At 62.2% G+C, this 26,498-nt stretch carries 24 protein-coding genes; 10 read left to right on the top strand and 14 right to left on the bottom strand.

What is annotated here, in order from left to right; translation table 11 throughout:
* Positions 1-13: 13 nt before the first annotated feature.
* The 3 genes from dgcA to Q8R10_RS10160 form a co-directional block, all read right to left on the bottom strand.
* Entirely contained in the window at positions 14-2,074 is a 2,061-nt protein-coding gene (gene dgcA / locus Q8R10_RS10170) for a dimethylglycine demethylation protein DgcA (protein WP_305653414.1), read from the bottom strand.
* A 154-nt stretch (positions 2,075-2,228) separates the two neighbouring features.
* Entirely contained in the window at positions 2,229-2,759 is a 531-nt protein-coding gene (locus Q8R10_RS10165) for a 4-vinyl reductase (protein WP_305653412.1), read from the bottom strand.
* A gap of 155 nt (positions 2,760-2,914) precedes the next feature.
* Positions 2,915-3,892 carry a dipeptidase gene (locus Q8R10_RS10160; RefSeq protein WP_305653411.1) on the bottom strand — a complete coding sequence of 326 codons (978 nt, stop codon included), beginning with the start codon at positions 3,890-3,892 and terminating at the stop codon, positions 2,915-2,917.
* Positions 3,893-4,462: 570 nt separating this feature from the next.
* Between Q8R10_RS10160 and Q8R10_RS10155 the strand changes: the two genes are divergently transcribed.
* Positions 4,463-4,723, top strand: a complete 261-nt coding sequence (locus Q8R10_RS10155; protein ID WP_305653409.1) for a hypothetical protein — start codon at positions 4,463-4,465, stop codon at positions 4,721-4,723.
* A gap of 170 nt (positions 4,724-4,893) precedes the next feature.
* Here Q8R10_RS10155 and Q8R10_RS10150 read toward each other — a convergent pair whose 3' ends face one another.
* Entirely contained in the window at positions 4,894-5,997 is a 1,104-nt protein-coding gene (locus tag Q8R10_RS10150) for a GlxA family transcriptional regulator (protein WP_305653407.1), read from the bottom strand.
* Between the two features lie 542 nt (positions 5,998-6,539).
* Entirely contained in the window at positions 6,540-7,916 is a 1,377-nt protein-coding gene (locus Q8R10_RS10145) for an L-serine ammonia-lyase (RefSeq protein WP_305653405.1), read from the bottom strand.
* A 313-nt stretch (positions 7,917-8,229) separates the two neighbouring features.
* On the opposite strand from Q8R10_RS10145, the gene choX reads away from it, so the two are divergent.
* Positions 8,230-9,171: a choline ABC transporter substrate-binding protein gene (choX, locus tag Q8R10_RS10140; protein WP_305653403.1), complete on the top strand. Its 942-nt coding sequence runs from the start codon at positions 8,230-8,232 to the stop codon at positions 9,169-9,171.
* A gap of 5 nt (positions 9,172-9,176) precedes the next feature.
* On the opposite strand, the gene Q8R10_RS10135 is transcribed toward choX, so the two are convergent.
* The 3 genes from Q8R10_RS10135 to Q8R10_RS10125 form a co-directional block, all read right to left on the bottom strand.
* A complete protein-coding gene (locus Q8R10_RS10135) occupies positions 9,177-9,617 on the bottom strand; it encodes a hypothetical protein (RefSeq protein ID WP_305653401.1) in 441 nt (146 codons plus the stop codon).
* A gap of 203 nt (positions 9,618-9,820) precedes the next feature.
* Positions 9,821-10,426, bottom strand: coding sequence for a short chain dehydrogenase (locus Q8R10_RS10130; RefSeq protein WP_305653399.1), 606 nt, complete (start codon positions 10,424-10,426; stop codon positions 9,821-9,823).
* A gap of 58 nt (positions 10,427-10,484) precedes the next feature.
* Positions 10,485-10,967 (bottom strand): luciferase family protein, encoded by a 483-nt coding sequence (locus Q8R10_RS10125; protein ID WP_305653397.1) that lies wholly within the window; start codon positions 10,965-10,967, stop codon positions 10,485-10,487.
* A gap of 106 nt (positions 10,968-11,073) precedes the next feature.
* Here Q8R10_RS10125 and Q8R10_RS10120 point away from each other — a divergent pair, with 106 nt between their 5' ends.
* The 8 genes from Q8R10_RS10120 to Q8R10_RS10085 all read left to right on the top strand — a co-directional run bounded on the left by Q8R10_RS10120 (position 11,074) and on the right by Q8R10_RS10085 (position 20,741).
* Positions 11,074-11,973: a LysR family transcriptional regulator gene (locus tag Q8R10_RS10120; RefSeq protein ID WP_305653396.1), complete on the top strand. Its 900-nt coding sequence runs from the start codon at positions 11,074-11,076 to the stop codon at positions 11,971-11,973.
* Positions 11,974-12,315: 342 nt separating this feature from the next.
* On the top strand, positions 12,316-13,254 hold the full coding sequence (locus tag Q8R10_RS10115) for a choline ABC transporter substrate-binding protein (protein ID WP_305653394.1): 939 nt from the start codon (positions 12,316-12,318) through the stop codon (positions 13,252-13,254).
* Positions 13,255-13,367: 113 nt separating this feature from the next.
* Positions 13,368-14,213, top strand: a complete 846-nt coding sequence (gene choW / locus Q8R10_RS10110; RefSeq protein WP_305653393.1) for a choline ABC transporter permease subunit — start codon at positions 13,368-13,370, stop codon at positions 14,211-14,213.
* The gene (gene choV / locus Q8R10_RS10105) at positions 14,210-15,388 is read left to right on the top strand and encodes a choline ABC transporter ATP-binding protein (RefSeq protein ID WP_305653391.1); all 1,179 of its coding nucleotides are present in this window, start codon (positions 14,210-14,212) and stop codon (positions 15,386-15,388) included. Before choW ends, choV begins: the two co-directional genes overlap by 4 nt.
* Before the next feature lie 44 nt (positions 15,389-15,432).
* The gene (betI, locus tag Q8R10_RS10100; protein ID WP_305653389.1) at positions 15,433-16,032 is read left to right on the top strand and encodes a transcriptional regulator BetI; all 600 of its coding nucleotides are present in this window, start codon (positions 15,433-15,435) and stop codon (positions 16,030-16,032) included.
* Positions 16,033-16,264: 232 nt separating this feature from the next.
* On the top strand, positions 16,265-17,740 hold the full coding sequence (gene betB, locus Q8R10_RS10095; RefSeq protein ID WP_305653387.1) for a betaine-aldehyde dehydrogenase: 1,476 nt from the start codon (positions 16,265-16,267) through the stop codon (positions 17,738-17,740).
* A 195-nt stretch (positions 17,741-17,935) separates the two neighbouring features.
* Positions 17,936-19,618, top strand: a complete 1,683-nt coding sequence (betA, locus tag Q8R10_RS10090) for a choline dehydrogenase (protein WP_305653385.1) — start codon at positions 17,936-17,938, stop codon at positions 19,616-19,618.
* Positions 19,619-19,796: 178 nt separating this feature from the next.
* A complete protein-coding gene (locus tag Q8R10_RS10085) occupies positions 19,797-20,741 on the top strand; it encodes a homoserine kinase (protein WP_305653383.1) in 945 nt (314 codons plus the stop codon).
* A gap of 214 nt (positions 20,742-20,955) precedes the next feature.
* On the opposite strand, the gene Q8R10_RS10080 is transcribed toward Q8R10_RS10085, so the two are convergent.
* The 6 genes from Q8R10_RS10080 to cobD form a co-directional block, all read right to left on the bottom strand.
* Positions 20,956-21,696 carry an adenosylcobinamide-GDP ribazoletransferase gene (locus Q8R10_RS10080; protein WP_305653381.1) on the bottom strand — a complete coding sequence of 247 codons (741 nt, stop codon included), beginning with the start codon at positions 21,694-21,696 and terminating at the stop codon, positions 20,956-20,958.
* On the bottom strand, positions 21,681-22,268 hold the full coding sequence (locus Q8R10_RS10075) for a histidine phosphatase family protein (protein WP_305653379.1): 588 nt from the start codon (positions 22,266-22,268) through the stop codon (positions 21,681-21,683). Before Q8R10_RS10075 ends, Q8R10_RS10080 begins: the two co-directional genes overlap by 16 nt.
* Positions 22,265-23,323, bottom strand: coding sequence for a nicotinate-nucleotide--dimethylbenzimidazole phosphoribosyltransferase (cobT, locus tag Q8R10_RS10070; protein WP_305653377.1), 1,059 nt, complete (start codon positions 23,321-23,323; stop codon positions 22,265-22,267). Before cobT ends, Q8R10_RS10075 begins: the two co-directional genes overlap by 4 nt.
* Complete coding sequence (gene cobU / locus Q8R10_RS10065) at positions 23,320-23,841, bottom strand: bifunctional adenosylcobinamide kinase/adenosylcobinamide-phosphate guanylyltransferase (protein WP_305653375.1); 522 nt, start codon at positions 23,839-23,841, stop codon at positions 23,320-23,322. Before cobU ends, cobT begins: the two co-directional genes overlap by 4 nt.
* Before the next feature lie 92 nt (positions 23,842-23,933).
* Positions 23,934-25,394: a cobyric acid synthase gene (locus Q8R10_RS10060; protein ID WP_305653373.1), complete on the bottom strand. Its 1,461-nt coding sequence runs from the start codon at positions 25,392-25,394 to the stop codon at positions 23,934-23,936.
* On the bottom strand, positions 25,391-26,386 hold the full coding sequence (gene cobD / locus Q8R10_RS10055; protein ID WP_305653371.1) for a threonine-phosphate decarboxylase CobD: 996 nt from the start codon (positions 26,384-26,386) through the stop codon (positions 25,391-25,393). The genes Q8R10_RS10060 and cobD overlap by 4 nt, the downstream gene beginning before the upstream one ends.
* Positions 26,387-26,498 lie beyond the last annotated feature (112 nt).

Genomic DNA, 26,498 nt, shown 5'->3' with positions numbered 1-26,498 from the left:
TTTGGCGGCTGGCTCAAAAATCCTTGCACAAGCGCAAGGCGTCATAGATGGCCGCGTGGGTATTGCGCTGAGCCACGCAGTCGCCGATGCGGAACAACAGATAACCGTCGCCCGCTTCGCTCAAACAGGGCTGCGGCTGGATCGCGAACAGCGCCTCGACGTCGATCTGGCCCTTGTTGCGCGAGCCTTCTTTAAGCCCGTAGTAGAGGGTTTCGTCGGGGCGCACGCCGTTCTCGATCACCACCTGATCGACCACCCGCTCCTCTTTGGCGCCGGTGTATTCGTTCTCCAGCACGGCCACCAGGTTGTCGCCTTCGCGGTAGACCTTCTCCAGCATCAGGTCGCCGGTCATGATCACTTCTTTCGGGTACATGCTCCGGTAGTAGGTCGGGAAGCTGGTGCCGCCGATGGCCACGCCCGGCTTGATGTCGTCGGTGACGATCTCGACCTTGGCGCCTTTATCGGCGATAAAGTCGGCCACCGACATGCCGGTGAATTCACAAATGGTGTCGTAGACCAGTACGTTTTTGCCAGGCAGAACTGTGCCGTCGAGCACGTCCCAACTGCTGACCACCAGGCCTTCGGCCGCGCCCCAATGTTCGTTCTGCTCGATAAACGGATGGCCGCCGTTGGCCAGCACCACTATGTCCGGGCGCAGGTCGAGAATGCTCGCCGCATCCGCACCTGTGCCCAGGCGCAGGTCGACATTCAGGCGCGCCAGCTCCAGCTGGAACCAGCGGGTGATGCCGGCCATTTGATCGCGTTGCGGCGCCTTGGCAGCCAAGGTGATCTGCCCGCCGAGCTGGTCTTTTTTCTCAAACAGGGTCACGTCATGGCCACGTTCGGCGGCCACTCGCGCCGCCTCCATGCCGGCCGGGCCACCGCCAACGATGACCACCTTGCGCTTCACACCGGTGGTTTTTTCAATGATATGCGGCAGGCCCATGTATTCACGGGAAGTGGCGGCGTTCTGGATGCACAGCACGTCCAAACCTTGGTACTGGCGGTCGATGCAGTAGTTGGCGCCGACGCACTGCTTGATCTGGTCGAGCTGGCCCATCTTGATTTTGGCGATCAGGTGCGGGTCGGCGATGTGCGCGCGGGTCATGCCGACCATGTCGACGTAACCGCCTTCGAGAATCCGCGTAGCCTGGTTCGGGTCCTTGATGTTCTGCGCGTGCAGCACCGGTACCTTGACCACTTCCTTGATGCCGGCGGCCAGATGCAGAAACGGCTCCGGCGGATAACTCATGTTCGGGATGACGTTGGCCAAGGTGTTGTGGGTGTCGCAACCCGAACCCACCACGCCGATAAAATCGAGCATGCCGGTGTCGTCGTAATACTTGGCGATCTGCTTCATGTCGTCATGGGACAGGCCGTCTGGGTGGAACTCGTCGCCGCAAATGCGCATGCCAACGCAAAAATCCGCGCCGACTTTCTCGCGCACGGCTTTCAGCACTTCCAGGCCGAATTTCATCCGCCCCTCGAAGCTGCCGCCCCACTCGTCGGTACGTTTATTGACCCGCGGGCTCCAGAACTGGTCGATCATGTGCTGGTGCACCGCCGACAGTTCGATGCCATCCAGGCCGCCGAGTTTGGCCCGCAGCGCGGCGCTGGCGTAGTTGCCAATCACCCGCCAGATTTCTTCCGGCTCGATGGTTTTGCAGGTGGCACGGTGCACCGGTTCGCGGATGCCGGACGGCGACATCAGGGTTGGCCAGTGAAAGCCATCCCAGCGCGAACGGCGGCCCATGTGGGTAATCTGAATCATGATCTTGGCGCCGTGCTTATGCATGGCGTCGGCCAGGTTCTGGAAGTGCGGAATGATGCGGTCGGTCGATAAATTGACCGAGCTCCACCACTGCTGCGGGCTGTCGATGGCCACCACCGAGGAGCCGCCGCAAATCGCCAGACCGATGCCGCCCTTGGCCTTCTCTTCGTAATACTGGATATAGCGCTCGGTGGTCATGCCGCCATCGGTGGCATACACCTCGGCGTGGGCGGTGCTCAGCACGCGATTGCGGATGGTTACTTTGCCGAGCTTGATCGGCTGGAACATTGCTTCAAAAGCCATGGTGGCATCCTCTGAAAACTACTGCGCTCGGTTATGCGGCGTTGGAGGCAGAAGCGAAAATGCTCATTTACACCAGTAAACTCCGCTTTTCGCTTCTGCCTCCGCCTGGCCTACCCTTCGCTCGCTACGTTTTCGATCACGGTTGAAATTGTTTTTAGAGTGGTTTGACCACAAACAGGCCATCGTCATGTCCCGCTTCGGAACCGCCATAGACCTGCTCGGCCACGGTGCGCAGCGGGCTGCCTTGGGCCTTAAGAATCTGGTCCATGGCGCCGGCGAACCAGCCGGTGAACATGTAATCGACCTTGCGCCCGCACTTGCCGTACACATAGACAAAGGCCGAGTGCTTGAGGCGCACGCTGGCGGTGCCTTTATCCAGGTCAATCGCCTCGATCTCGAACAGCCCCCAGCCGCGTTGCGACAGGCGCTTCATATAGTGCTCGAACACCGCCACGCCTTGCAGGCCATGACACTCGGCTTCCTTCTCGCACCAGTGCCAGGCGGACTTGTAGCCGGCCTTATAGAGAATCTCCGCGTAAGCCTCGGCCCCCAGCACCTCTTCGATACCGATGTGGTTGTTGACGAAGAAATGCCGCGGCACATAGAGCATCGGCAAGGCATCGGTGGTCCAGACGCCGGTTTCGTCGTCGACCTGAATAGGCATTTCGGGTGCGTGGGTGGCCATGTGTTGTGACTCCAAAAACTTGTTTTAAAACGTAGGAGCGGATTTATCCGCGAAGCTGTCGCGGGCGGCAGCCGTTCCATACGGCTCACCGCATTTCCCACATCCATGTGGGTCGCTAAATCCGCTCCTACATTGATCGGGTATGGCTGGCGGGCTTATTCGCCCCAGACGTCTTTCAAAACATTCACCCAGTTCTCGCCCATGATCTTGCGCACCACCCGCTCTGGATGGCCGCGTTTGAGCAGGGTTTCGGTGAGGTTGGGGAACTCGCCGACGGTGCGGATGCCCAGCGGGTTGATGATCTTGCCGAAGCTGGTCAGGCGGCGGGCGTAGCCCTTGTCGTGGGTCAGCCACTCGAAAAAGTCCTGGCCGTGGCCCTGGGTGAAGTCGGTGCCAATGCCGATGGCGTCTTCGCCGACCAGGTTCATCACGTACTCGATGGCCTCGGCGTAGTCGTCGATGGTCGAGTCGATGCCCTTGGCCAGAAACGGCGCGAACATGGTCACGCCGACGAAGCCGCCGTGGTCGGCGATAAACTTCAGCTCGGCATCGGACTTGTTGCGCGGGTGTTCCTTCAAACCGGACGGCAGGCAGTGTGAATAGCAGACTGGCTTGTTCGATTCGAGAATGACTTCTTCGCTGGTCTTGGAACCGACGTGGGACAGGTCGCACATGATGCCGACCCGGTTCATCTCGGCGACTATCTCGCGACCGAAGCCGGACAGGCCGCCGTCGCGCTCGTAACAGCCGGTGCCGACCAGGTTTTGGGTGTTGTAGCAGAGCTGCACCACGCCGACGCCGAGCTGTTTGAACACCTCGACATAGCCGAGCTGGTCCTCAAAGGCATGGGCATTCTGGAAACCAAAGAGGATGCCAGTCTTGCCCTCGGCCTTGGCCTTATGGATGTCGGCGGTAGTGCGCACCAGGCTGACCAGATCGCTGTTGTCGCGAATCAGTTTCTGGCTGGCGACTATGTTATTCACCGTGGCCTGGAAACCTTCCCACACCGAGACCGTGCAGTTGGCAGCAGTGAGGCCACCTTTGCGCATGTCCTCGAACAGTTCGCGGTTCCATTTGGCAATGATCAGGCCGTCGATAACGATGCTGTCGGCGTGCAATTGGGCTGGGTTCATCGGGCAGTCCCCCTGTTGAGCTGGAGCGAGTTAGGCAAGTGCGCAGCCAAATTACTGACTGCTGCTGTGTGGCCAGCATAGTCCTGGGGGCTGCGGCGCTAGGGCGCAAAAACGACCGGGGAATTGTCGAAAGCGTCACCCGCGCAACCCAGCTGATCGAGTACGGGGCGCCGGACGGCACTTTATTGCAGGCAAAAAAAGACCTCCGCATGCCGACACATAAGCGGAGGTCTAAAGGTGTCTCATCACAGAGTCACGAGGTGAGCATGGCAGGCCATTGAAAAACTACTGCGCTCGGCTATGCGGCGTTGAAATCAGCCTCAAAATGCTCATGTACTGCTCGTACACTGCGCTTTTTCGGCTGATTTCGCCTTGCCTAGCCGTCGCTCGCTACATTTTTCAACGACCTGCTAGTAAAAAATCGTCAGCCATTGTGCTGCCCGGCAGCTGGGCTAACTTAGTTAAAAACGACCTGCGCATAGGTGTTGCGGTCATTGCCGCGCGGGCCCCTTGCCGCAACGGTAGCGGCGTCACAGAATCGACAAAGCCCCCGCCATGAGGAATGACGCCATGATGCATACCGACTTGATCGATCAGGATGACCTGCGTGAACGCCTGCAACTGATCGGCGTACAACTGCCCGCCGATGCCGACCCCGAACACGCCTGCGTCCGAGCCCTGCAAGGCTTGGATGAGACGCGGGCACGGGCGCTACGGAGCATGATCGAACAAATGCTCGGCAGTGGCGCGACCATGTTGCCGACCGTGCGCGAGGCGATCTCGCGGCAGTTGCTACCGGCGCTGGCGGAGTATCAGCAGAGTCGTAGCTGAGACCACGTCGGCCTTGGTCGCGGCTAAAGCCCCTCCTACAGGACGGTGCCAGGCGCTGAAATAGCTGCAGGTGCCGGGTTGTTGTAGGAGGGGCTTTAGCCGCGATAGCAATCCAAGCGTCACCACAACTTTTACCTTGTGGTGAAACCCCATCACGGCCAAGGCCGCGCCTACAACCTCACACTGGCAAAGGTCGACTCGTTGCGTGCCTGGCTCATGGCGGTCAGGGCGCCGGACATCGGCGCCAGCACCAGCACCTGCGGAATCGCCAACATGCTGGTTTGCTGCGAGGTATTTGAGCCGGTGCGTTCATCCCGCGGTGGAATGCCGAAGTACTCGCGGTAACACTTGGAGAAATGCGGGGTGGAAACGAAGCCACAAACGGCCGCCACTTCGATGATCGACATCGGCGATTGCTTGAGCAATTGCCGCGCGCGGATCAGGCGCAGCTTCAGGTAATAGCGCGACGGCGAGCAGCTCAGGTACTTCTGAAACAAGCGCTCCAGCTGGCGGCGCGAGACGCTGACGTAGGTGGCCAGTTCATCCAGCTCAATCGGCTCCTCCAGATTGGCCTCCATCAGCGCGACTATTTCCTGCAACTTGGGCTGATTGGTGCCGAGCATGTGCTTGAGCGGCACACGCTGGTGATCCTGCTCGTTACGGATGCGCTCGTAGACGAACATCTCCGAGATCGCCGCCGACAGCTCGCGACCATGCTCGCGGGAAATCAGGTGCAGCATCATGTCCAGCGGCGCGGTGCCGCCGGAGCTGGTAAATCTATTGCGGTCGAGGGTAAACAAACGGGTACTCAGCACCACCCGCGGGAAGGCCTCTTGCATGGCCGCCAAACATTCCCAATGCACGCTGCAATCGAAACCATCCAGCAAGCCGGCGCAGGCCAAGGCCCAACTGCCGGTACACACGGCGCCGAGCTTGCGCCCTTGCCGCGCCTGGCTTTGCAGCCAGCTCAGGTGCTCGCGGGTGACGCTGCGCTGAATGCCAACACCACCACAGACGATCACCGTATCCAGGGCCGGCGCGGCGGCCACCGCGCAATCCGGGGTGATCTGCAGACCATCACTGGCCCACACCTGGTTGCCATTCAGGCTCAGGGTGCTCCAGCGGTACAGCTCGCGGCCGGACAGTTGATTGGCCATGCGCAGCGGTTCAACCGCCGAGGCCAGGGAGATTAAAGTGAAGTTGTCCAACAGCAGAAAGCCGATGGACTGTGGGGCACGGTTCTGGGGCTGCGCCCCTTGGTTGAACGGCGTCATCAGGGTCTCTCCTCACGCAAAGCACGGATGGCCTCGTATGAGGCTCTTATTTTTTCTTGGCTCTGGGCGGCACAGCACTCAATACCCAGGCTATGGCTAAGCAAGAGCAAAGCCCGTGCCTAAATTGATTGAGCGTTCAATATAAAAAATAGTACGGCTGCATGCGTCTAAAACGGCGTCGCTTACGCATATGTCGCCCGCCCACAACGGCCGCGAGCCAGGCCTGGACACAAGGCCTGGGGCCTTTGGTAGCAGTTGGCCCGATTCAGCCATAGCCCTGTGCGGCAATTCGTCACGCCTGACTTGCCCCATCAGGACTACACCGGCGCACAGATTGCGCCAAAACAAGGCATCGGCACGCGATGCGAACCATCTGTAGGAGCGGCTTTAGCGACCCACATGGATGTGGGAAATGCGGCGAGCCGTACGGAACGGCTGCCGCCCGCGACCGAATTCTGCGCGGCGCAGCAAAGTCAGGATCTGCATGATGGCTACAGCCAAATCGCGGCTAAAGCCGCTCCTACAAAATAGAAACCCTCGACTCAACACTCGATGGCGCTAACGGCCAAACCGCCGCGGGAGGTTTCTTTGTATTTGTCGTGCATGTCAGCACCGGTGTCGCGCATGGTGCGGATCACCCGGTCCAGCGAGATATGGTGCTCGCCGTCACCGCGCAGGGCCATTTGCGCGGCGTTGATGGCTTTGACGGCGGCGATGGCATTGCGCTCGATGCAGGGAATTTGCACCAGGCCGCCGACCGGGTCGCAGGTCAGCCCGAGGTTATGTTCCAGGCCGATTTCGGCGGCGTTTTCCAACTGCTCCGGGGTGGCACCGAGAATCTCCGCCAAGCCGGCGGCGGCCATGGCGCAGGCCGAACCCACTTCACCCTGACAACCGACTTCGGCGCCGGAGATCGAGGCGTTCTTCTTGCACAAGATGCCCACGGCGGCGGCGGCCAAGAAGTAATCAACCACTTGCTCCTCAGTGACGCTGGGGCTGAACTTGACGAAGTAATGCAGCACCGCCGGAATGATCCCAGCCGCGCCATTGGTCGGCGCGGTGACCATGCGCCCGCCGGCGGCGTTTTCTTCGTTGACCGCCAGGGCGAACAAATTGACCCACTCCATGCCGCTCAGGGTCGAGCCGATCACATTGGGTTTGCCCAGCTCCTGCAAGCTGCGGTGCAGCTTGGCGGCGCGGCGTTTAACGTTCAGGCCACCGGGCAGAATGCCTTCGTGCTTGAGGCCGTTATCCACGCAGTCACGCATGGCTTGCCAGAGGCGCAACAGACCTTGGCGGATCTCGGCCTCACTGCGCCAGGCCCGCTCGTTGGCCATCATCAACTGCGCTACGCGCAAATTGTGCTGTTTGCACAGCGCCAGCAACTCGGCGGCGCTGGAAAAGTCATAGGGCAACTCGGTGCGATCCTGATCCAGCACACCGCTGGCGGCCTGGGCCGCATCCACCACGAAACCGCCGCCGACTGAATAGTAGGTATCGCGGTGCAGCTCGCCGCTACCATCCTCGGCAATCAGGGTCATGGCATTCGGGTGGTAAGGCAGATTTTCCTCCAGCAGCAGCACATCCCGTGGCCAGTCAAAGGCCAACGGTTGCTCGGCGCCCAGCAGCAAACTGCCGGACTCGCGCAGCGCCGTGATGCGTGGGCCGATGCTGGCCGGATCGATCGAGTCCGGCCATTCACCCATCAGCCCCATGAGAATCGCGTTGTCGCTGCCGTGGCCCACCCCGGTGGCCGACAGCGAACCATACAGGCGCACCTCGACGCGCCGCACCGCCGCCAACTGGCCACGCTCGCGCAAGCCCTGGACAAAGAGCGCGGCGGCGCGCATCGGCCCGACCGTATGGGAACTGGACGGCCCTATGCCGATTTTGAACAGGTCAAACACACTAATGGCCATAACTTTCTCCGACTACAGGCAGCGCCACTCACTCAAACCCAGTGCGATGGCGGCGTGGCCGGCGCATAGAAGGCGGGCCACTGATATAGACATCATCAGCCTTTTACCGGCGCACGCCAGCCCTAACACCGACTCGGTCATATCCATCAACGCCCGCCCCAGTCGAGTGGCCAGCAGAGTGCCAGTAGACTTCTGTCACCAGCACGACCTCGACCAACCTAATCACGCCATCCAGCGGACAACCCGCCACCCTCTGATTCATGATCGGCGCGCGCGGGCACCTCTGCACCGCCCCTGGCCAAGGATCGCAAGTATGAAAGCTCTACTCTCTAGTGCCCTGGCGCTGTGCCTCAGTACCAGTCTGCTGGCCAACGCCAGTGAGGCGGACAGTTGCGCGCTGGTGCGCTTTGCCGACGTTGGCTGGACCGACATCACCATGACCACCGCCACCACGCGGATCTTGCTCGACGCCTTGGGCTATCGCACCAACGTCAAGCGCATGTCGGTGCCCGAAACTTTCGCCGCACTGGGCGACAACAAGCTCGATGTGTTTCTCGGCACTTGGCTGCCGAGCATGCAGGCCGACCTGCAGCCCTATCTGGACAAGCGCAGCATCGAAACCCTACGGGTCAATCTTGAGGGGGCTAAATACACCTTAGCGGTGCCGGCCGAGGCTTATGCTGGCGGCCTGCAAAACTTCAACGACATCGCCAAATACGCCGAGCAACTGGACCACAAGATTTACGGCATCGAGCCGGGTAACGACGGCAATCAGCTGATCAGCAAGATGATCAAAGACAATGCCTATGGCTTGGGCAGCTTCAAGTTGATCGAAGGCAGCGAAGCAAAAATGCTCGCCAACGTTAAGCGCGCCGAGAAACTCAAACAGTGGGTGGTGTTTCTCGGTTGGGAGCCGCACCCGATGAACACCCGCCTGCAGATGCACTATCTCGACGGCGGCGATGCGGTGTTCGGCCCCAACTATGGCGGTGCCACAGTCGCCACCAACGTGCGCGCCGGCTTTATGCAGCAGTGCCCGAACAGCGGGAAGCTATTGAACAACCTGGTGTTTAGCCTGGACATGGAAAACCAACTGATGGACGCCGTGCTCAATCAACATATCAGCCGCCGCCAAGCGGCGCTGACCTGGTTAAAGAGCAATCCACAGGCGCTGGATGGCTGGTTGCAGGGTGTTACCAGCCGCACCGGCGAACCGGCGCTGGCCGTGGTCAAGGCCAAGTTGGGGCTGCAGTAACAGCCTCAATTGCGCCGCACCTCCCAGCCGTGGTGCTCATCTCTACCGCGGTAGTCATCCCGGTCGCGGCGCCGATCGCCGTCACGCTCATGGCGTTCATGGCGCTCGTACCGTTCGCGCTGATCGCGCTGATAAGCACGGCGGTCATGGCGGTCGTCGGCGCGGTAGCCTTGCCAGTCATAGCGTGACGGTGCCTGCCGATAGATATACACCGGCTGCCGCGCCGGGTAGCGATAGACCGGCGCCGGGTACTCGCGGTAACGCACCACCGGGTAGCTGGGTCGGTAGCCATAATCCGAACGCGTGGCGCGATAGTCGGACTGTTGATAGCCATATCCTGAATAACGCGAGGAGGAATAGCGCGGGCTATCCAGATCGTAAACAGCACAGCCGCTCAGCGACAAACTCAACGACAACAGAACTGCGGGTACTATTCGGCAAATCATGGCGGTTTCCTACGACTGCAGGGACGACGCCGGCGAATACCGGTATCCGGGAGATCTCAGCTCTCCCACTCAATACGATCATCGCCGTGGCAATAAACTCCGTGCCGGCAAAAATAATCTTCCGCCCCCCATAGTGCCCGTCACCTGACGGGCACTATGGGCCGGGTCCGGCCGACGGCATCGGCGCCGGTACCCGCCACTCATCAGGCGTAGTTGCGTGCGTCGAGCACCTGGCCGCTCATGCTACCTTCGACGCTGGCCAGATAGGTCTTGGCCGTGGTCGCCGCCGACAGCGTGTGGCCAGTGTCCATGCCCATGGCGGCAGCGGTCTCGGTGACGAACACCGGGCTCGCCGCGTTGACCCGCAGGCCACGGGGCAATTCCAGCGCAGCGGCGCGCACGAAGCCTTCGACTGCGGCATTGACCGGACTGATCGCCGCGCTGCCGGGCATCGGCGCTTGCGCCAGCAGGCCACTGGTCAGGGTGATCGAACCGCCGTCGTGGAGATGCTTCACCCCTTCGCGCAGTAAATTCACCTGACCCATCAGTTTGTTGTCCAGGCCCAGGGCGAAGGCTGAGTCGCTCAATTCCAGCAAGGGACCGAACTGCGCTTGGCCGGCGGTGGAGACGATGGCGTCGACCTTGCCCACCCGTTCGAACAAGGCGCTGATGGAGGCCTTGTTCCCTAGGTCGACCCGGTAGTCGCCGCTGCTGTGGTTGGCGCCGATCACGTGGTGGCCGTGCTCGTTCAGGAGTTGCTTGACGGCCGAGCCGATGGTGCCGGTGCTACCGATCAGGAGAATGTTCATGGTGTTTCCTTCTTAAGGTTGGGGGTAAGACTTTAGTGCAGGCTTTTCGGCGTTAGCGCTACGACGCCGGCAGCCGTTCAGGGGGCAGGCCGCTGGCGTAGCTATAGGACCGCTGGACCAACCACCACACCAGCTCCAGCTCGGCCTCGTCGCGCGGCCCGTACACCAGGGCATTGGTGGCTGCGGTGAAGCGGCCGGCCAGGGGATGGGGTTCGGCCCAGCCGCCGGCGATGGCCAACGCATGGCTGTGCGGATCGAGAATCATGTGCAGGCTGCCATCATCGGCGGGGTGCAGATGGGCAAATTCACGGCCGACCATAAACGCCTCGGGGTTGCCGCCCTGTTCCAGCCACAGGGCGCGGGTGCCAGGCAGCGCAATGCCGCTGGGGCGCACGCTGACGCCGGCGAGACTGGCCATGCGTTGCCAGAGGCGCTCCTGCAACGCCACCGGGCTGGTCTGATCGAGTTGCTGGTGCGGCGTGCGCGGCGTGGTGCGGGGCTTGGGGCCGAGTCTGGACGGTAGATGGGTGTACTGTTGCATGGCGAAAACTCCGGTTCGGTGCGAGTGAGACCACTGTAATCATTTCAAATTAGCCGTGGAATACCGTAAATTTGCCGACCGCAATCCCATTTATGGAACAGTCGCCATGCACCTCGATCTGCTCTCCAGCTTTATCGACATCGCTGAGGCCGGCAGCCTGGCCAAGGCCAGCAGCCGCACTGGCGTCCCTACCTCCACCCTGTCGCGCAACCTGGCGCGACTAGAGACTGAGCTGGGCTTGCGTCTGGTGCAGCGCAGTACCCGCGCGCTGACCCTGAGCGAGGACGGCCGGCAGTTGTACCAGCGCACCGCCGCCCAGGTGCAGCTGCTCAAGGAAGAGCTGCAACTGGCCGCCCACGCCACGGCCGAGCCGCGCGGTTTGCTGCGCCTGACCGCGCCGAGCAGCTTCGGTCGCGTGGTGCTGGCGCCGCTGATCGCCGAATTTATGGCGCGCTACCCGGCCATCGAGGTCGAGGCGCTGCTGGTCGATCGCCGGGTCAACCTCATTGAAGAGGGCGTCGATCTGGCCTTTCGCATGGGTGCGCTGGCCGACAGCGCGCTGATCGCCCGCACGGTCGGCACGGTCGAGCGCGTGCTCTGCGCCAGCCCGGGTTATCTGGACGCCCATGGCCGGCCACAACAACCCAGCGATCTGCGCCAGCACCGCTTCCTAGCGCTGACGCGGGAGTTGCAGGCGTTCGATATGGCGTCCAGCGCGGGCGCCAAGCAGCACCTCAGCCTGCACGCCAGCCTAGTCTGCGCGCCCGCCGACGCCCTGTTGCCGAGCCTCTTGGCCGGGGTGGGCATCGGCTGGGTACCGGGTTTTCATGTCTACGAGCCGTTGCAGATGGGGCAACTGGAGCGGGTGCTGCCCGACTGGCACCTGCCGCCGTCGACCATCCATATGGTCTACCCCAGCGCCCGCAGCACCCCGCGCAAACTGTCGGCCTTTATGGACTTCGTGACCCAGGCCTTGGCCCAGAACCCGCATTTCCGCCGCACTTGAGCACCGCAGGCAAACCACGGCGCAACGCTTAACTGGCAGGCGCAGCGGGCATAAAAATACGCCTTTAAAACCACCCAAACCGGCTATTGGCGGCCCTCGATCACGGCGAATACGTCATATGCGACACCACTGCTACTGGATACGACTCCGTGCGCACTGGATGCGACCCCCCCTGTAGGCGTTTGATTTTTACTGTTCCATGATCGGTCTCGAAGCAATCGGCAAGCTCGGTATTTGCACTCAGTCCAGTTTGGCCCCGGCCAAGCTCGAGCCGGCATTAACGCTTGCGACAACCTCTGCTCAAGCGAGCAGCGCCACTATTCATTTGCAAGGAGTTCGCCCATGAAAGGTTGCCCATCACTGCTGTTGGCTGCATCCCTGAGCTTGCCGCTGCTGGCCCAGGCCAGTGAGCCCGAATCCTGTGGTCTGGTGCGTTTCGCCGATGTCGGCTGGACCGACATCACCGTCACCACCGCAGTGACCAGCGCGGTACTGGAATCCCTCGGTTACCAGACCAAGACCAATCTGCTGGCGGTGCCGGTGACCTACAAGTCGCTGGAGAACAAGGACATCGACGTGTTCCTCGGCAACTGGATGCCGACCATGGAAAACGACATCAAGGCCTATCGCGACAAGGGCACGGTGGAATCCCTGCGGGCCAACCTGGAAGGCGCCAAATACACCCTGGCCGTACCGCAAGCGGCCTACGACGCCGGCCTGAAAGACTTCGCCGACATTGCCAAGTTCGCCGACAAACTCGACGGCAAAGTCTACGGCATCGAACCGGGCAATGACGGCAACCGCCTGATCCAGAGCATGATCGACAAAAATGCCTTCGGCCTGGGCAAGTTCAAGGTGGTTGAGTCCAGCGAAGCGGCCATGCTCTCGCAAGTGCAGCGCGCGGAGCGCCGCGACCAGACCATGGTGTTCCTCGGCTGGGAACCGCACCCGATGAATACCCGTTTCAAGATGAAGTACCTGACCGGCGGCGATGAGTACTTTGGCCCCGATTTCGGCAAGGCCACCATTTACACCAACGTGCGCAAGGGTTACACCCAAGAGTGCGGTAACGTCGGCAAGCTATTGAATAACCTGGTGTTCAGCCTGGAGATGGAAAACCAGTTGATGGACGCCGTGCTCAACAATAACCAAAAACCCGACGCCGCCGCCAAGGCCTGGATCAAAGCCAACCCGCAGGTGCTCGACACCTGGCTGGCCGGCGTGACCAGCCGCGACGGCAAACCAGCACTGGACGCTGCCAAAGCCAAACTGGCGCCCTAACAGTCTGTCAACGCGCTGGCAGCCCACGCCGAACAAAGCGTGGTCTGCCAGCAACCGCCTGACAGTTAGTCTGTGCCTTACCGTTTTATCTCTGCTGGTGGACGCTCAATACCATGCTGACTGACTACAAACTCCCGCTAGGCCAGTACATCGCCCAGTTCGTCGAATGGCTGACCGACAACGGCGCCGAGTATTTCGACGCCTTTGCCGATGCCCTGACGCTGATGATTCACGGCGTCACCTTCGCCCTGACCTGGTTCAACCCGCTGGTATTGATCGGCCTGTTCGCCTTACTGGCGCATTTTATTCAGCGCAAATGGGGCCTGACCCTGTTCTGCGCGCTGGCCTTCTTGCTGATCCTTAACCTCGGTTACTGGCAAGAAACCATGGAAACCCTGGCCCAGGTGCTGTTTGCCACCCTGGTGTGCATCATCATCGGCGTACCGCTGGGCATCATTGCCGCCCACAAACCGGTGTTCTACACCATCATGCGGCCGGTCCTGGACCTGATGCAGACGGTGCCGACCTTCGTTTACCTGATCCCCACTCTCACCCTGTTCGGCCTGGGCGTGGTGCCGGGGCTGATTTCCACCGTGGTGTTCGCCGTAGCCGCGCCGATCCGCCTGACCTACCTGGGCATCTGCGATGTGCCGGAAGAACTGCTGGACGCCGGCAAGGCTTTCGGCTGCTCCAAGCGCCAATTGCTGACCCGCATCGAACTGCCCCATGCCATGCCGAGCATCGCCGCCGGCATTACCCAATGCATCATGCTGTCGTTGTCGATGGTGGTAATCGCCGCTCTGGTAGGGGCCGACGGCCTCGGCCGGCCAGTGGTCAACGCACTGAACACCGCCGACATCGCCCTGGGCTTCGAGGCCGGGCTGGCCATAGTGCTGCTGGCGATCATGCTCGACCGTATCTGCAAACAACCCGACGCCAAGGTGAGGACCGAAGCATGAGCCTGATTCGCTTCGAGAAGGTCGATGTGATCTTCTCCAAATCCCCCCGTGAAGCGCTGGCGCTGTTGGATAAAGGCCAGTCCCGCGACCAAATTCTCAAGCAGACCGGCCAGGTGGTGGGCGTGGAAAACGCCAATCTGGAGATCGAGCGCGGCGAAATCTTCGTCCTTATGGGCCTGTCCGGCTCGGGCAAATCCAGCCTGCTGCGCTGCATCAATGGCCTCAATCAGGTCAGCCGTGGGCGCATCGTCATCGAGCACGAAGGCCAGGCGATCGATATCGTTTCCTGCTCGCCGGCCACCCTGAAAATGATGCGCACCAAACGCATCGCCATGGTCTTTCAAAAATTCGCCCTGATGCCTTGGCTGACGGTGCGCGAGAACATCAGCTTCGGCCTGGAAATGCAGGGCCGCACCGCCGATGAATGTCGCAAGCTCAGCGATGCCAAGCTCGAGCTGGTGGGCCTCACCCAGTGGCGCAACAAGCGCCCCCACGAGCTGTCCGGCGGCATGCAGCAACGGGTCGGCCTGGCCCGCGCTCTGGCCATGGACGCCGACATTCTGCTGATGGACGAACCCTTCTCGGCCCTCGACCCGCTGATTCGTCAGCAGCTACAGGACGAGTTGCTGGTGCTGCAACGCCAGCTGCAAAAAACCATCGTATTCGTCAGCCACGACCTCGACGAGGCGCTAAAGATCGGCTCGCGCATCGCCATCATGAAAGACGGCAAGATCATCCAGCACGGCCAGCCGGAAGACATAGTGCTCAACCCGGTGGATGAATACGTGCGCATGTTTGTCGCCCACACCAATCCGCTGAATGTGCTGTGCGGCCGCAGCCTGATGCGCAATCTGAACAACTGCACGCGGGTCAATGGCGAAGTCTGCCTGGACCCCGGCAGCGACTCCTGGCTGGGCCTGAGCGCCGACAACCTGGTGCTCGGCGCCCGCCAAGGCACCGACAAGCTGCACCTGCAGAGCTGGATCAGCGGCCAGCCGATGAGCAGCCTGCAGCGCCAGCCGACCCTGGTGGACAGCAATATCGGCATGCGCGAAGCCTTGGATATCCGCTACCACACCGGGCAAAAACTGGTGCTGCACGAACAAAACAAGGTAGTCGGCGTACTCGGTGACAGCGAGATGTATCACGCCCTGCTCGGCAAGAATCACGGCTAGCAGGCCGGCGGAATAACATCCGCCAAGGATGAGGAGAGTGCTTTATGCCTAAAGTCGGAATGCAACCGATTCGCCGTAAGCAGCTGATCGACGCCACCCTCACTGCCGTCGATCAGGTTGGCATGCATGACGCCAGTATTGCCCTGATCGCCAAGCTGGCGGGGGTGTCCAACGGCATCATCAGCCATTATTTTCAGGATAAGGGCGGGCTGCTGGAAGCCACCATGCGCCACCTGATGAACCAACTGATTGAGGTGCAGCGCGAGCGGCGTTTAGCCCTCGAACAGGACACACCGCTGCTACACCTGCGCACCATCATTCAGAGCAATTTCGACGACAGCCAGGTCAACGGCCCGGCGATGAAAACCTGGCTGGCGTTCTGGGCCAGCAGCATGCACCAACCATCCCTGCAACGCCTGCAACGGATCAACGACCACCGGCTGTATTCCAACCTGTGCAGCCAGTTCAAGCGGGTCTTGCCGCTGACTCAGGCGCGCAGCGCGGCCCGTGGTTTGGCCGCCCTGGTCGATGGCCTGTGGCTGCGCGGCGCGCTGTCGGGTGCGGCCTTCGATGTCGAACAGGCGCTGCAAATCGCCTATGAATACCTGGATTTACAGTTGGCCAAGCAGCCGGTGTTGGTGTGAAACCTAACGCAATGGATCAGCGGTACAGCTTGTGTAGGAGCGGCTTCAGCCGCGATCAGATGGTGCTTACAGCGCAAAAGCATCGCGGGCGGCAGCCGTTCCATACGGCTTACCGCATTTCCCACATCCATGTGGGTCGCTAAAGCCCCTCCTACAGGTTCGTGTTTGACCTTATTTTCTTGACCGCCGGGCCTGGCCCGGTGGTGTTACTGCCCAGCTGCAGGAGAGTTTTATGCCCCGCTTCGCCAAACAACAACAGCTCTATATCCACGGCATCTATGTCGACGCCACCAGCGGCGCCACCTTCGAGTCGATCAACCCGGCCAATGGCGAGGTGTTAGCTGTGCTGCAGCGAGCCAGTCAGGCCGATGTCGAGCGGGCGGTGGTCAGCGCCGAGCAGGGACAAAAAGTCTGGGCGGCGATGACCTCCATGCAGCGCTCGCGCATTTTGCGCAAAGCGGTGGATATTCTGCGCGAGCACAACGACGAGCTGGCCGAGCTGGAAACCCTCGACACCGGCAAGCCGCTGTCGGAAACCCGCTATGTCGACATAGTCACCGGCGCCGACGTGCTGGAGTATTACGCCGGCTTAGTGCCGGCCATCGAAGGCGAGCAAATCCCGCTGCGGCCCTCCTCCTTCGTCTACACCCGCCGCGAACCGCTGGGGGTGGTGGCCGGCATCGGCGCCTGGAACTACCCGATCCAGATCGCCCTGTGGAAGTCCGCGCCGGCCCTGGCGGCCGGCAACGCGATGATCTTCAAACCCAGCGAGATGACTTCGCTGACCACCCTCAAACTCGCCGAGATCTACACCGCCGCCGGCCTGCCCGATGGCGTGTTCAACGTGCTCACCGGCAGCGGTCGCGAAGTCGGTACCTGGCTGACCGAGCACCCGCGGATCGAGAAAATCTCCTTCACCGGCGGCACCGACACCGGCAAAAAAGTCATGGCCAGCGCCTCGAGCTCCTCGCTCAAGGAAGTCACCATGGAGCTGGGAGGCAAGTCGCCGCTGATCATCTTCGAGGACGCCAACCTCAACCGCGCCGCCGACATCGCGGTAATGGCCAACTTCTACAGCTCTGGGCAAGTCTGCACCAACGGCACCCGGGTGTTCGTGCCGCGCGGCCTACAGGCACGCTTCGAAGCCAAGGTGCTGGAGCGGGTCAAACGCATTCGCCTCGGCAGCCCGCAAGATGAAGCCACCAACTTCGGCCCGCTGGTGAGCTTCGCCCATATGGACAACGTGCTCGGCTATATCGCCAAGGGCAAAGCCGAGGGCGCACGGTTGCTGATTGGCGGCGAGCGCGTCACCGAGGGCGACTACGCCAACGGCGCCTATGTGGCGCCGACGGTGTTCACCGACTGCAAAGACAGCATGACTATCGTCCGTGAAGAGATCTTCGGCCCGGTGATGAGCATCCTGGTCTATGACGATGAGGATGAAGTGATCCGCCGCGCCAACGACAGCGAATTTGGCCTGGCCGCCGGCGTGGTGACCCAGGATATCAATCGCGCCCACCGCGTCATTCATCAGTTGGAGGCCGGCATCTGCTGGATCAACACCTGGGGCGAGTCCCCGGCGGAAATGCCGGTTGGCGGTTACAAGCAATCCGGGGTCGGCCGTGAGAACGGCCTGACCACCCTGGCGCAATACACTCGGATCAAATCCGTACAGGTCGAGTTGGGCGGCTATAGCTCGGTGTTTTGAACAACGACTCGTAGGGTGGGTTAGTGGCGTAAGGCTGCAGGCTCAAGGTCACCCCCGAAAGCGGACGCCACGTAACCCACCATATCCCTATGGGTTCAACCGGTGGGTTACGGCGCACGACTATCGACTGTCAACCTGAAAGCCGCTAAGCGCCCCACCCTACAGAACTTGCTCCATCCGTCACAGGAATCTTCCATGCCCCAGCAATACGACTACATCATCATCGGCGCCGGCTCGGCGGGTAACGTGCTGGCCACTCGCCTGAGCGAAGATGCCGGCGTCAGCGTGTTGTTGCTGGAGGCCGGCGGCCCGGATTATCGGCTGGATTTTCGCACCCAGATGCCCGCCGCCCTGGCCTATCCGCTGCAGGGTAAACGCTACAACTGGGCCTACCAGACCGAACCCGAGCCGCATATGAATAACCGCCGTATGGAGTGCGGGCGCGGCAAGGGCCTGGGTGGCTCATCCTTGATCAACGGCATGTGCTACATCCGTGGCAACGCCCTGGACTACGACGGCTGGGCGCAAATCCCAGGCCTGGAAGACTGGAGCTATAGCCATTGCCTGCCGTATTTTCGTAAATCCGAAAGCCGCGACCTGGGCGCCAACGCCTACCACGGCGGCGATGGCCCGGTTAGCGTGACCACCCCCAAGGCCGACAATAATCCACTGTTCAAGGCCATGGTCGAGGCTGGTGTGCAGGCGGGCTTTCCCGCCACCGACGACCTCAACGGCTATCAGCAAGAAGGCTTCGGCCCCATGAGCCGCACCGTAACCCCCAAGGGCCGGCGCTCCAGCACTGCCCGTGGTTACTTGGATCAGGCCCGTGGCCGGCCCAACCTGACCATAGTCACCCACGCCCTGACCGAGCGGATTCTGTTCGACGGCAAGCGCGCCGTCGGCGTGGCTTATCTGCAGGGCGACAGCGATACGCCAATCAGCGTGCAGGCCAAGCGCGAAGTGCTGCTGTGCGGCGGCGCGATTGCCTCACCACAGATTCTGCAACGCTCCGGCGTCGGCCCGGCCGACTTGCTGCGGGATTTGGACATAGCCGTGGTGCATGACTTGCCCGGCGTCGGCGAGAACCTGCAGGACCACCTGGAAATGTACCTGCAGTACCAGTGCACCCAACCGGTGTCGCTGTACCCGGCCCTGCTCTGGTGGAACCAGCCGGCAATTGGCGCCGAATGGTTGTTTCTCGGCACCGGCAGCGGCGCCAGTAATCAGTTCGAGGCCGGTGGTTTTATCCGCACCCGCGCCGAGTTCGCCTGGCCGAATATTCAGTACCACTTCTTGCCGGTAGCGATTAATTACAACGGCAGCAACGCAGTCAAGGAGCACGGTTTCCAGGCCCATGTCGGCTCCATGCGCTCGCCCAGCCGCGGGCGCATCCGCCTGCGTTCGAAAGACCCGCGCCAGCACCCGAGCATCCTGTTCAACTACATGGCCCATGAGCAGGACTGGCAAGAGTTTCGCGACGGCATCCGCATCACCCGCGAGATCATGGCGCAACCGGCGCTGGACCCATTTCGCGGCAAAGAACTGAGCCCCGGCCTGGCGCTGCAAACTGACGCCGAGCTGGATCAATTTATCCGCGAGCACGCCGAGACCGCCTTCCACCCGTCCTGCTCGTGCAAGATGGGCAGCGATGCCATGGCGGTGGTCGATGGCCAGGGCCGGGTGCATGGCCTCGAAGGGCTGCGGGTGGTCGACGCCTCGATCATGCCGCTGATCACCACCGGCAACCTCAATGCCCCGACCATCATGCTGGCCGAGAAGATCGCCGATCAAATCCGTGGCCGCGCGCCGCTGCCGCGCAGCGATGCCGATTATTACGTGGCCGGTGATGCGCCGGTGCGGGGTAAGGCGTTGCGTTAAAGCACAGATGATCCTTGTAGGAGCGGTTTTAACCGCGATGCTGTTGCCCTATCGCGGGCGGCAGCCGTTCCATACGGCTCGCCGCATTTCCCACATCCATGTGGGTCGCTAAAGCCCCTCCTACAGAACCACCACAAAACCACAGCCCTCACCCCACCCGATCCGCTGGTAACCCCCCATGGCCGTATTCACCCCCCTGACCCGCGCGCAACTCGAGGCCTTTGTGCAGCCCTATCAGCTGGGCCAACTGCTCGACTATCAGCCGATTGTCGAGGGCAGCGAGAACAGCAATTTCTTCGTCAGTCTGGAGCAAGGCGAGTTCGTCCTGACCCTGATCGAGCGCGGCCAGGCCAGCGAGCTGCCATTCTTTATCGAGCTATTGGAGCGTCTGCATCAGCAGGATTTTGCCGTGCCCTACGCGGTACCGACAGCGGACGGCCAAGCATTACGGCAACTGGCCGGCAAACCGGCACTGCTGCAACCACGCCTGGCCGGCCGACATGTGCAACAGCCAACGCCCCAGCATTGCCGCGCAGTCGGTGCCTGGCTGGCGCGCTTACACCTGGCAACCACCGCGCAACCGCTGCCACGCCAAACCGACCGTGGTTTAACCTGGATGCTTGAGCAAGGCAGACAACAAGCTGCGCAACTGCACCCCGTCGCCGCCACTTTGCTGCGCGCCAGCCTGGACGAGATTCCCGCCCTGCAAGCGGCACTGCCGCACCTGCCGAGCGCCAATCTGCATGGCGATCTGTTTCGCGACAATGTGCTGTTTGACGGTGAGCAACTGAGTGGGGTGATCGACTTTTACAACGCCTGCTCGGGGCCGATGCTCTATGACCTGGCGATTGCCGTAAACGACTGGTGCAGCCTGGACGACGGCGAGCTTGACCCCGAACGCTGCGCCGCGCTGCTGACCGGTTATGCACAGCTTCGTCCCTTCAGCGGCGCCGAAGCCGAACTCTGGCCATTGATGTTGCGCATCGCCTGCCTGCGCTTCTGGCTGTCGCGCCTGCTGGCCAGCGCCGACTACCGCGGCCACAGCGGCCAACCAAAAGACCCGCAGCAATACCAACAACTGCTCGCCTGCCGCTGGCAGACTGCGCCGCCCTTGCCGGGTTGATCTGCAGCCGTGCCGGCGGGCCTAAATAATGACTCTGTACCCGTCAGTGGTTGGCTGCGCTTATGTAGGGTGTGTTAGCCGCGAAGCGGCGTAACGCACCAGCGGCTACGGCGAGACCCAAGAGAAAAGCGAGCTGTCGCAAAGTGGTGCGGTTCGCAGGCTCACCGGCACCCTACGAAGCCAAAGCAACGCAGACATCTCCTTAACTATTCTCTTAGACGCTCAGCTGCAGCGCCAACGCTAGCAACACAGTCGCCTCGGCCAACTCGACCAGGGCGCCGGCGGTGTCGCCGGTGCAGCCGCCTAGGCGTTGCAGCATCAGTTGGCGTAGGCCGGTCAATAACAGCAATGCCGCCAGCACGGCCAACAGCCCCGACCAACCGCCAAGCACCAGCAGCAACAGGCCGTGGCCGGCCAACCAGAACGGCAGTTCACGCCGTGGCAAGTGCTCGGCCAGGGCCGCGCCTAAACCGCCAGCGCGCACGTAAGGCGTAGTCAGAAACAGCAGCGGCAACAAACCCCGCGCCAACCAGGGCGCCAGCAGCAAGGCCAATGGCTGGCCGGCTTGCAGCAAGGTCGCCAGGGCGGCGAACTTGAGCAGCAGCAGCAAAACCAAGACCACCACCGCAATCGGCCCGCTGCGCGGGTCTTGCATGATCGACAGGGTGCGCTCGCGATCACCATAACCGCCGGCCCAAGCATCGGCGCTGTCGGCTAAACCATCCAGATGCAGGCCGCCGGTCAGACCGACCCACAACAGCAACAGCAGCGCCGCCTGCAGCAAGGGCGCAGTGCCCTCCAGCGCCCACTGCGCCAGTAGCAACAGAGCACCGATCAGCAAGCCCACCAGCGGATAACTGAGCAGCGAACGGCCCATTTCCTGGGTCGCCGGCATGCCCGGCAGGCTGATCGGCAAGCGGGTGAGAAACTGCAGGGCGATCAGGAAAGCCGGCACGGTGCCACTTCATTAAATTCACCGGCCACGCAGCTCAAGCCCTTGAGCGTTGCGTGCGGCACTTCCACTTGCAGCAAGTGCGCCTCCGGCAAGCCACGGGCACGGGCCAGCAGCAGGCGCATTACGCCGCCATGAGTAATCACCAGCACGCGCTGGCCGGCCAGTTCGGCGCTCAGGCGCCCGATGGTAGTCAACACCCGGTTGGCAAACTCGCGCACTGGCTCAGCCGCCGGTGGGGTGAAACCGTAGGGGTCGTTCCAGAACTGGCCCAGGGCTTGTTCATCTTCGAACAGAATCTCGGCGGCGTTGCGCCCTTCCCACTCGCCAAAGTGCAACTCGCGCAGGTCCGCTTCGATGCGTAGCGGCAAGCCACGGGCCTCGGCGAATTGCTCGGCGAACGCTTGGCAGCGCTGCAGTGGCGAGCTGATCACCAGATCCCAGCCGCCAAAATCGGCCAGGGCTTGCTGCATTTGCGTGTGGCCGTTGTCGGTCAATTGATCATCCAGACTGCCGCGAAAACCGTTGCCGCCGGTGGTTTCACCGTGGCGCAATAAATCCAGTTGTAGGCTCATGCTTGCCGCTCCGTCACTGCTGCTTGTTGAAAAGTGGCCATGCCCGCATGCAGCTCGCAGGCCAACTTGATTAAGGGTAAAGCCAAGGCCGCGCCACTGCCCTCGCCTAGGCGCAGGCCTAGGTCGAGCAGCGGCCGGGCATTTAAGCTGGCCAGCAGCGCGGCATGCCCGGGCTCGGCGCCGGCGTGGGCAAACAGCAACCAGGGCGCGCACACCGGGTTCAGCCGCTGCGCACAGAGCGCCGCCGCCGTGCAAATAAAACCATCCACCAGCGCCGGTATGCCGCTTTGCGCGCAGCTCAAATAAGCGCCGGTCAGGGCTGCCAGCTCGAAACCACCGACGCGGCGCAAGGCCTCGAAAGGCTCGGCCAGCGCTACGCCATGCAGCGCCAGCGCCCGCTCGATGACCGCTTGTTTATGGGCAACGCCGGCTTGATCCAGCCCGGTGCCGGGGCCGACCAACTGCGCCGGAGTCGCAGCGCTCAGGGCGCAGGCCAGCGCGGTGGCGGCGCTGGTATTGCCGATGCCCATCTCGCCGGCGAGAAATAAATCCGTGCCAGCTGCCTGGGCCCGCGCCACCGCATCGCGACCAGCGGCCAGCGCCAACTGGCATTGCTCGACGCTCATCGCCGGGGCTTGAGCAAAATTGGCGGTGCCGGCACCGAGGCGCAGATGGCGCACGCCGAGCAACTCCAGACTAGGGTCGATGGTGCCGAGATCCACCACTTCCAGCGGTATGTTTTGTACCTTGGCCAACACGCTAACCGCCGCGCCGCCGCTGACGAAGTTAAGCAGCATCTGCGCCGTGACCGCCTGCGGATAGGCCGACACGCCCTCCGCCACCACGCCATGATCGCCGGCAAACAGGCTCAGCCACGGCCGCTCAATCTGCGGCTGTTCGCGGCCCTGCAAACCGGCCAGTTGAATGACGATGGTTTCCAGTTGGCCCAGCGCCCCGGCCGGCTTGGTCAGCTGGCCCTGTCGGGCCGTGGCGGCGGCGGCGGCGGCGCTATCGGGCTGACGACACGCGTCCAGCCACCAATGGATCTCAGTCATAACGCTTCTCCCTTGAGCACCATGGGTAATCCGGCGACGGTGAAGATCACCCGCTGGCAACGTTCGGCGATGGCCTGATGCAGCCAGCCGGCCTCATCGACATAGCGGCGGGTCAGCTCGCCCATAGGCACCACGCCCAGACCGGTTTCATTGCTGACCAGAATGATGCGGCCCGGCAACGCAGACAGACAATCGAGCAGCGCCTCGCGCTCGGCAATCAGCCGCGCGTCGTCTTCCAGCATCAGCAAATTGGTCAGCCACAGAGTCAGGCAATCCACCAGCAAACAGCGCTCAGAACTGGCCTGTTGTTGCAGCACTCGGGCCAGCGCTATGGGCTCTTCGATCAACGCCCACTCGGCCGGGCGGCGCTCGCGGTGCTGGCGAATACGCGCGCTCATCTCGCCATCCAGGGCCTGGCTGGTGGCGATATAGGTCACGGCCAAACCGCTGTCCGCCGCCAACTTTTCGGCCAAACGGCTCTTGCCGGAACGGGCGCCGCCGAGGATCAGTTCACGCATCAATTACTCCAATGGCTCGGGCAAGCGTAGGGTGGATCACGCTTCACCGATCCACCATTACAGGCGACAAGGTGCTCAAGACGACATCCCATTTACAAACCACAAAGCTCACGCAATTTTGCGGTATCCATATGCGCCTCCACCAGATCGGCCAGGCGTTCAATATCGCGCTCGCGCAGGCCGTGGTAATCAAACTCCTGCACCTCGGCCACCCCGGCCCAACGCAATAAGGCGCTGCAGGCGGCGGGGGTTTCGAACAGGCCGTGCAGGTAGGTTCCGAGCACCTGACCGTCGTCGCTCAAGGCGCCGTCGCTGCGACCATCGTCCAGCTGCACCGCCGCCTGACTCAGCGCCGGACCGCCGCTGACTCCGGCATGAATCTCGTAACCGCTGATGGCCGCGTCTTCCAGACACAGGCGGCCCTGCACCGTGCGCAGTTGTTTTTCGGCCGCAAGCTCCGTGGTGAATTCCAATAATCCCAGCCCGGCGCTGCTGCCCGGCGCGCCTTCCAACCCCAGGGGGTCGTCGATGCTGCTGCCAAGCATCTGCAAGCCACCGCAGATGCCCAATACTTTGCCGCCGTAACGCAGATGGCGTTGCAGCGCCGGCTCCCAGCCGTTGGCCCGCAAGAAGGCCAGGTCGGCTCGCACGCTTTTTGAGCCGGGCAAGATGATCAGATCGGCCGCCGGAATGGCTGCTCCGGGGGCGACAAACTGCAAATCCACCTGGGGATGCAGGCGCAGTGGATCGAAATCGGTGTGATTGCTGATGCGTGGCAGCACCGGCACCACGACTTTCAGCACCCGGTCAGCTTTACCTGCCTGGCGCTGATCGATGCCGTCTTCGGCCTCCAAGTGCAGGTTGTGCAGGTAGGGCAACACGCCCAAAACCGGTTTGCCGGTGCGCGCCTCCAGCCAGTCCAGCCCCGGTTGCAGCAGGGCGATATCGCCACGAAAGCGGTTGATCACGAAGCCTTTGACCCGCGCCTGTTCGCTGGGCGACAGCAATTCCAGAGTACCGACCAGATGGGCAAACACCCCGCCCTTGTCGATGTCGGCGATGATCAGCACCGGGCAATCCACCGCCTCGGCAAAACCCATATTGGCGATGTCGTTGGCGCGCAGATTAATCTCGGCCGGCGAGCCGGCGCCCTCGACCATCACCACCGCATAGCTGCCACTCAGCCGCTGATGGGATTCCAGCACCGCCGCCATCGCGACTTTTTTGTAGTCGTGATAAATCCCGGCCTGCATATTGGCCACCGCGCGGCCATGGATAATCACCTGCGCGCCGGTGTCGGAATTGGGCTTGAGCAGCACCGGGTTCATATCGGTGTGTGGCGCGAGGCCCGCGGCTTGGGCCTGCACCGCCTGGGCGCGACCGATCTCGCCGCCATCAAAGGTGACCGCCGAATTGAGCGCCATATTTTGCGGTTTGAACGGCACCACCGCCACGCCCTGACGCGCCAGCCAGCGGCACAGAGCCGTCACCAGGGTGCTTTTGCCGGCATCGGAGGTGGTGCCTTGCACCATCAGAGTGGCGGCAGCTTTCATGGCTTGCTCCCAGATAAATCGTCTAAGGCCAGACGCAAGCGCTGCCAGTCGGCCTCGCTGGCCGGCAGGCCAAAACGCAGGCTCTGCGGCTGGGTAAAGTGCCGCAGCAGAATCCCGCGTTGGGCGAAATGCTGCTGCAGCGCGGCGGCCTTGGGCGTGTGCAACCACTGAAACAGCCCACAACCGCCCTGCGCCGCCAGGCCATGTTCGGCCAGCAAGGTGACCAGGCGTTGACTGGCCTGTTGCAGACGCAGGCTTTGTTGCCGATGGGCCGCCTCGTCAGCCAAACAGGCCAGACCTATCCAGCGCGCCGGGCCACTGACGGCCCAGGGGCCGAGGCGTTCGTTCAATTGATCGAGCAAGCGTTGCTCGGCCAGCACGAAGCCCAACCGCACCCCGGCCAAGCCATAAAACTTGCCGAACGAACGCAGCACTATCAGCCCCGGCAACTGGCTGTAAGCGGCCAGGCTCAGTTCAGGCGTGGCATCGATAAAGGCCTCGTCCACCACCAACCAGCCGCCACGGGCGGCCAGGCGTTCGTGCCAGTCGAGTAACTGTTCTGGGGCAAATACGCGGCCGGTGGGGTTATTCGGATTGACCAGCAGCAGCACATCGAGTTGCTCCAGCGCGGCCTCGACTGCATCGTCGCTCAGTTCCAGCAGCTGATGACCGGCGCGCTGCCAGGCTTGGGCGTGCTCGGCATAACAGGGTGAAACAATCCCCACGCGGCTGCCGGCGCTGCGCAATTGCGGCAGCAGCTGAATCGCCGCCTGGGCGCCGGCCACCGGCAATACCGACTGCGCGCCATAGCGCTGAGCGGCCACTGCCGCCAGACCATCTTCACTTTCCGGCAGGCGTTGCCAGACGCTCGGGGGCACGGCGGGAAACTCGAACGGCCAAGGCGCGAGGCCGGTGGACAGGTCCAGCCAATCGGCCAGAGGGATGCCGTATTGCTGCGCCGCAGCGCGCAGACGCCCGCCATGCTCAAGCATAGAAAGCTCCTGCCGCCTGGCCGTGCAGCGCGCAAATCAATGCCAGCAGACGCCCGCCGTGCTCAAGCATAGAAAACCCCTGCCGTCTGGCCGCACAGCGCGCAAATCAATG

Origin of the sequence: Pseudomonas sp. (genome assembly GCF_030698175.1) — a bacterium.
Lineage (GTDB): Bacteria > Pseudomonadota > Gammaproteobacteria > Pseudomonadales > Pseudomonadaceae > Aquipseudomonas.
This window is presented reverse-complemented; position numbering and strand designations above follow the sequence as displayed.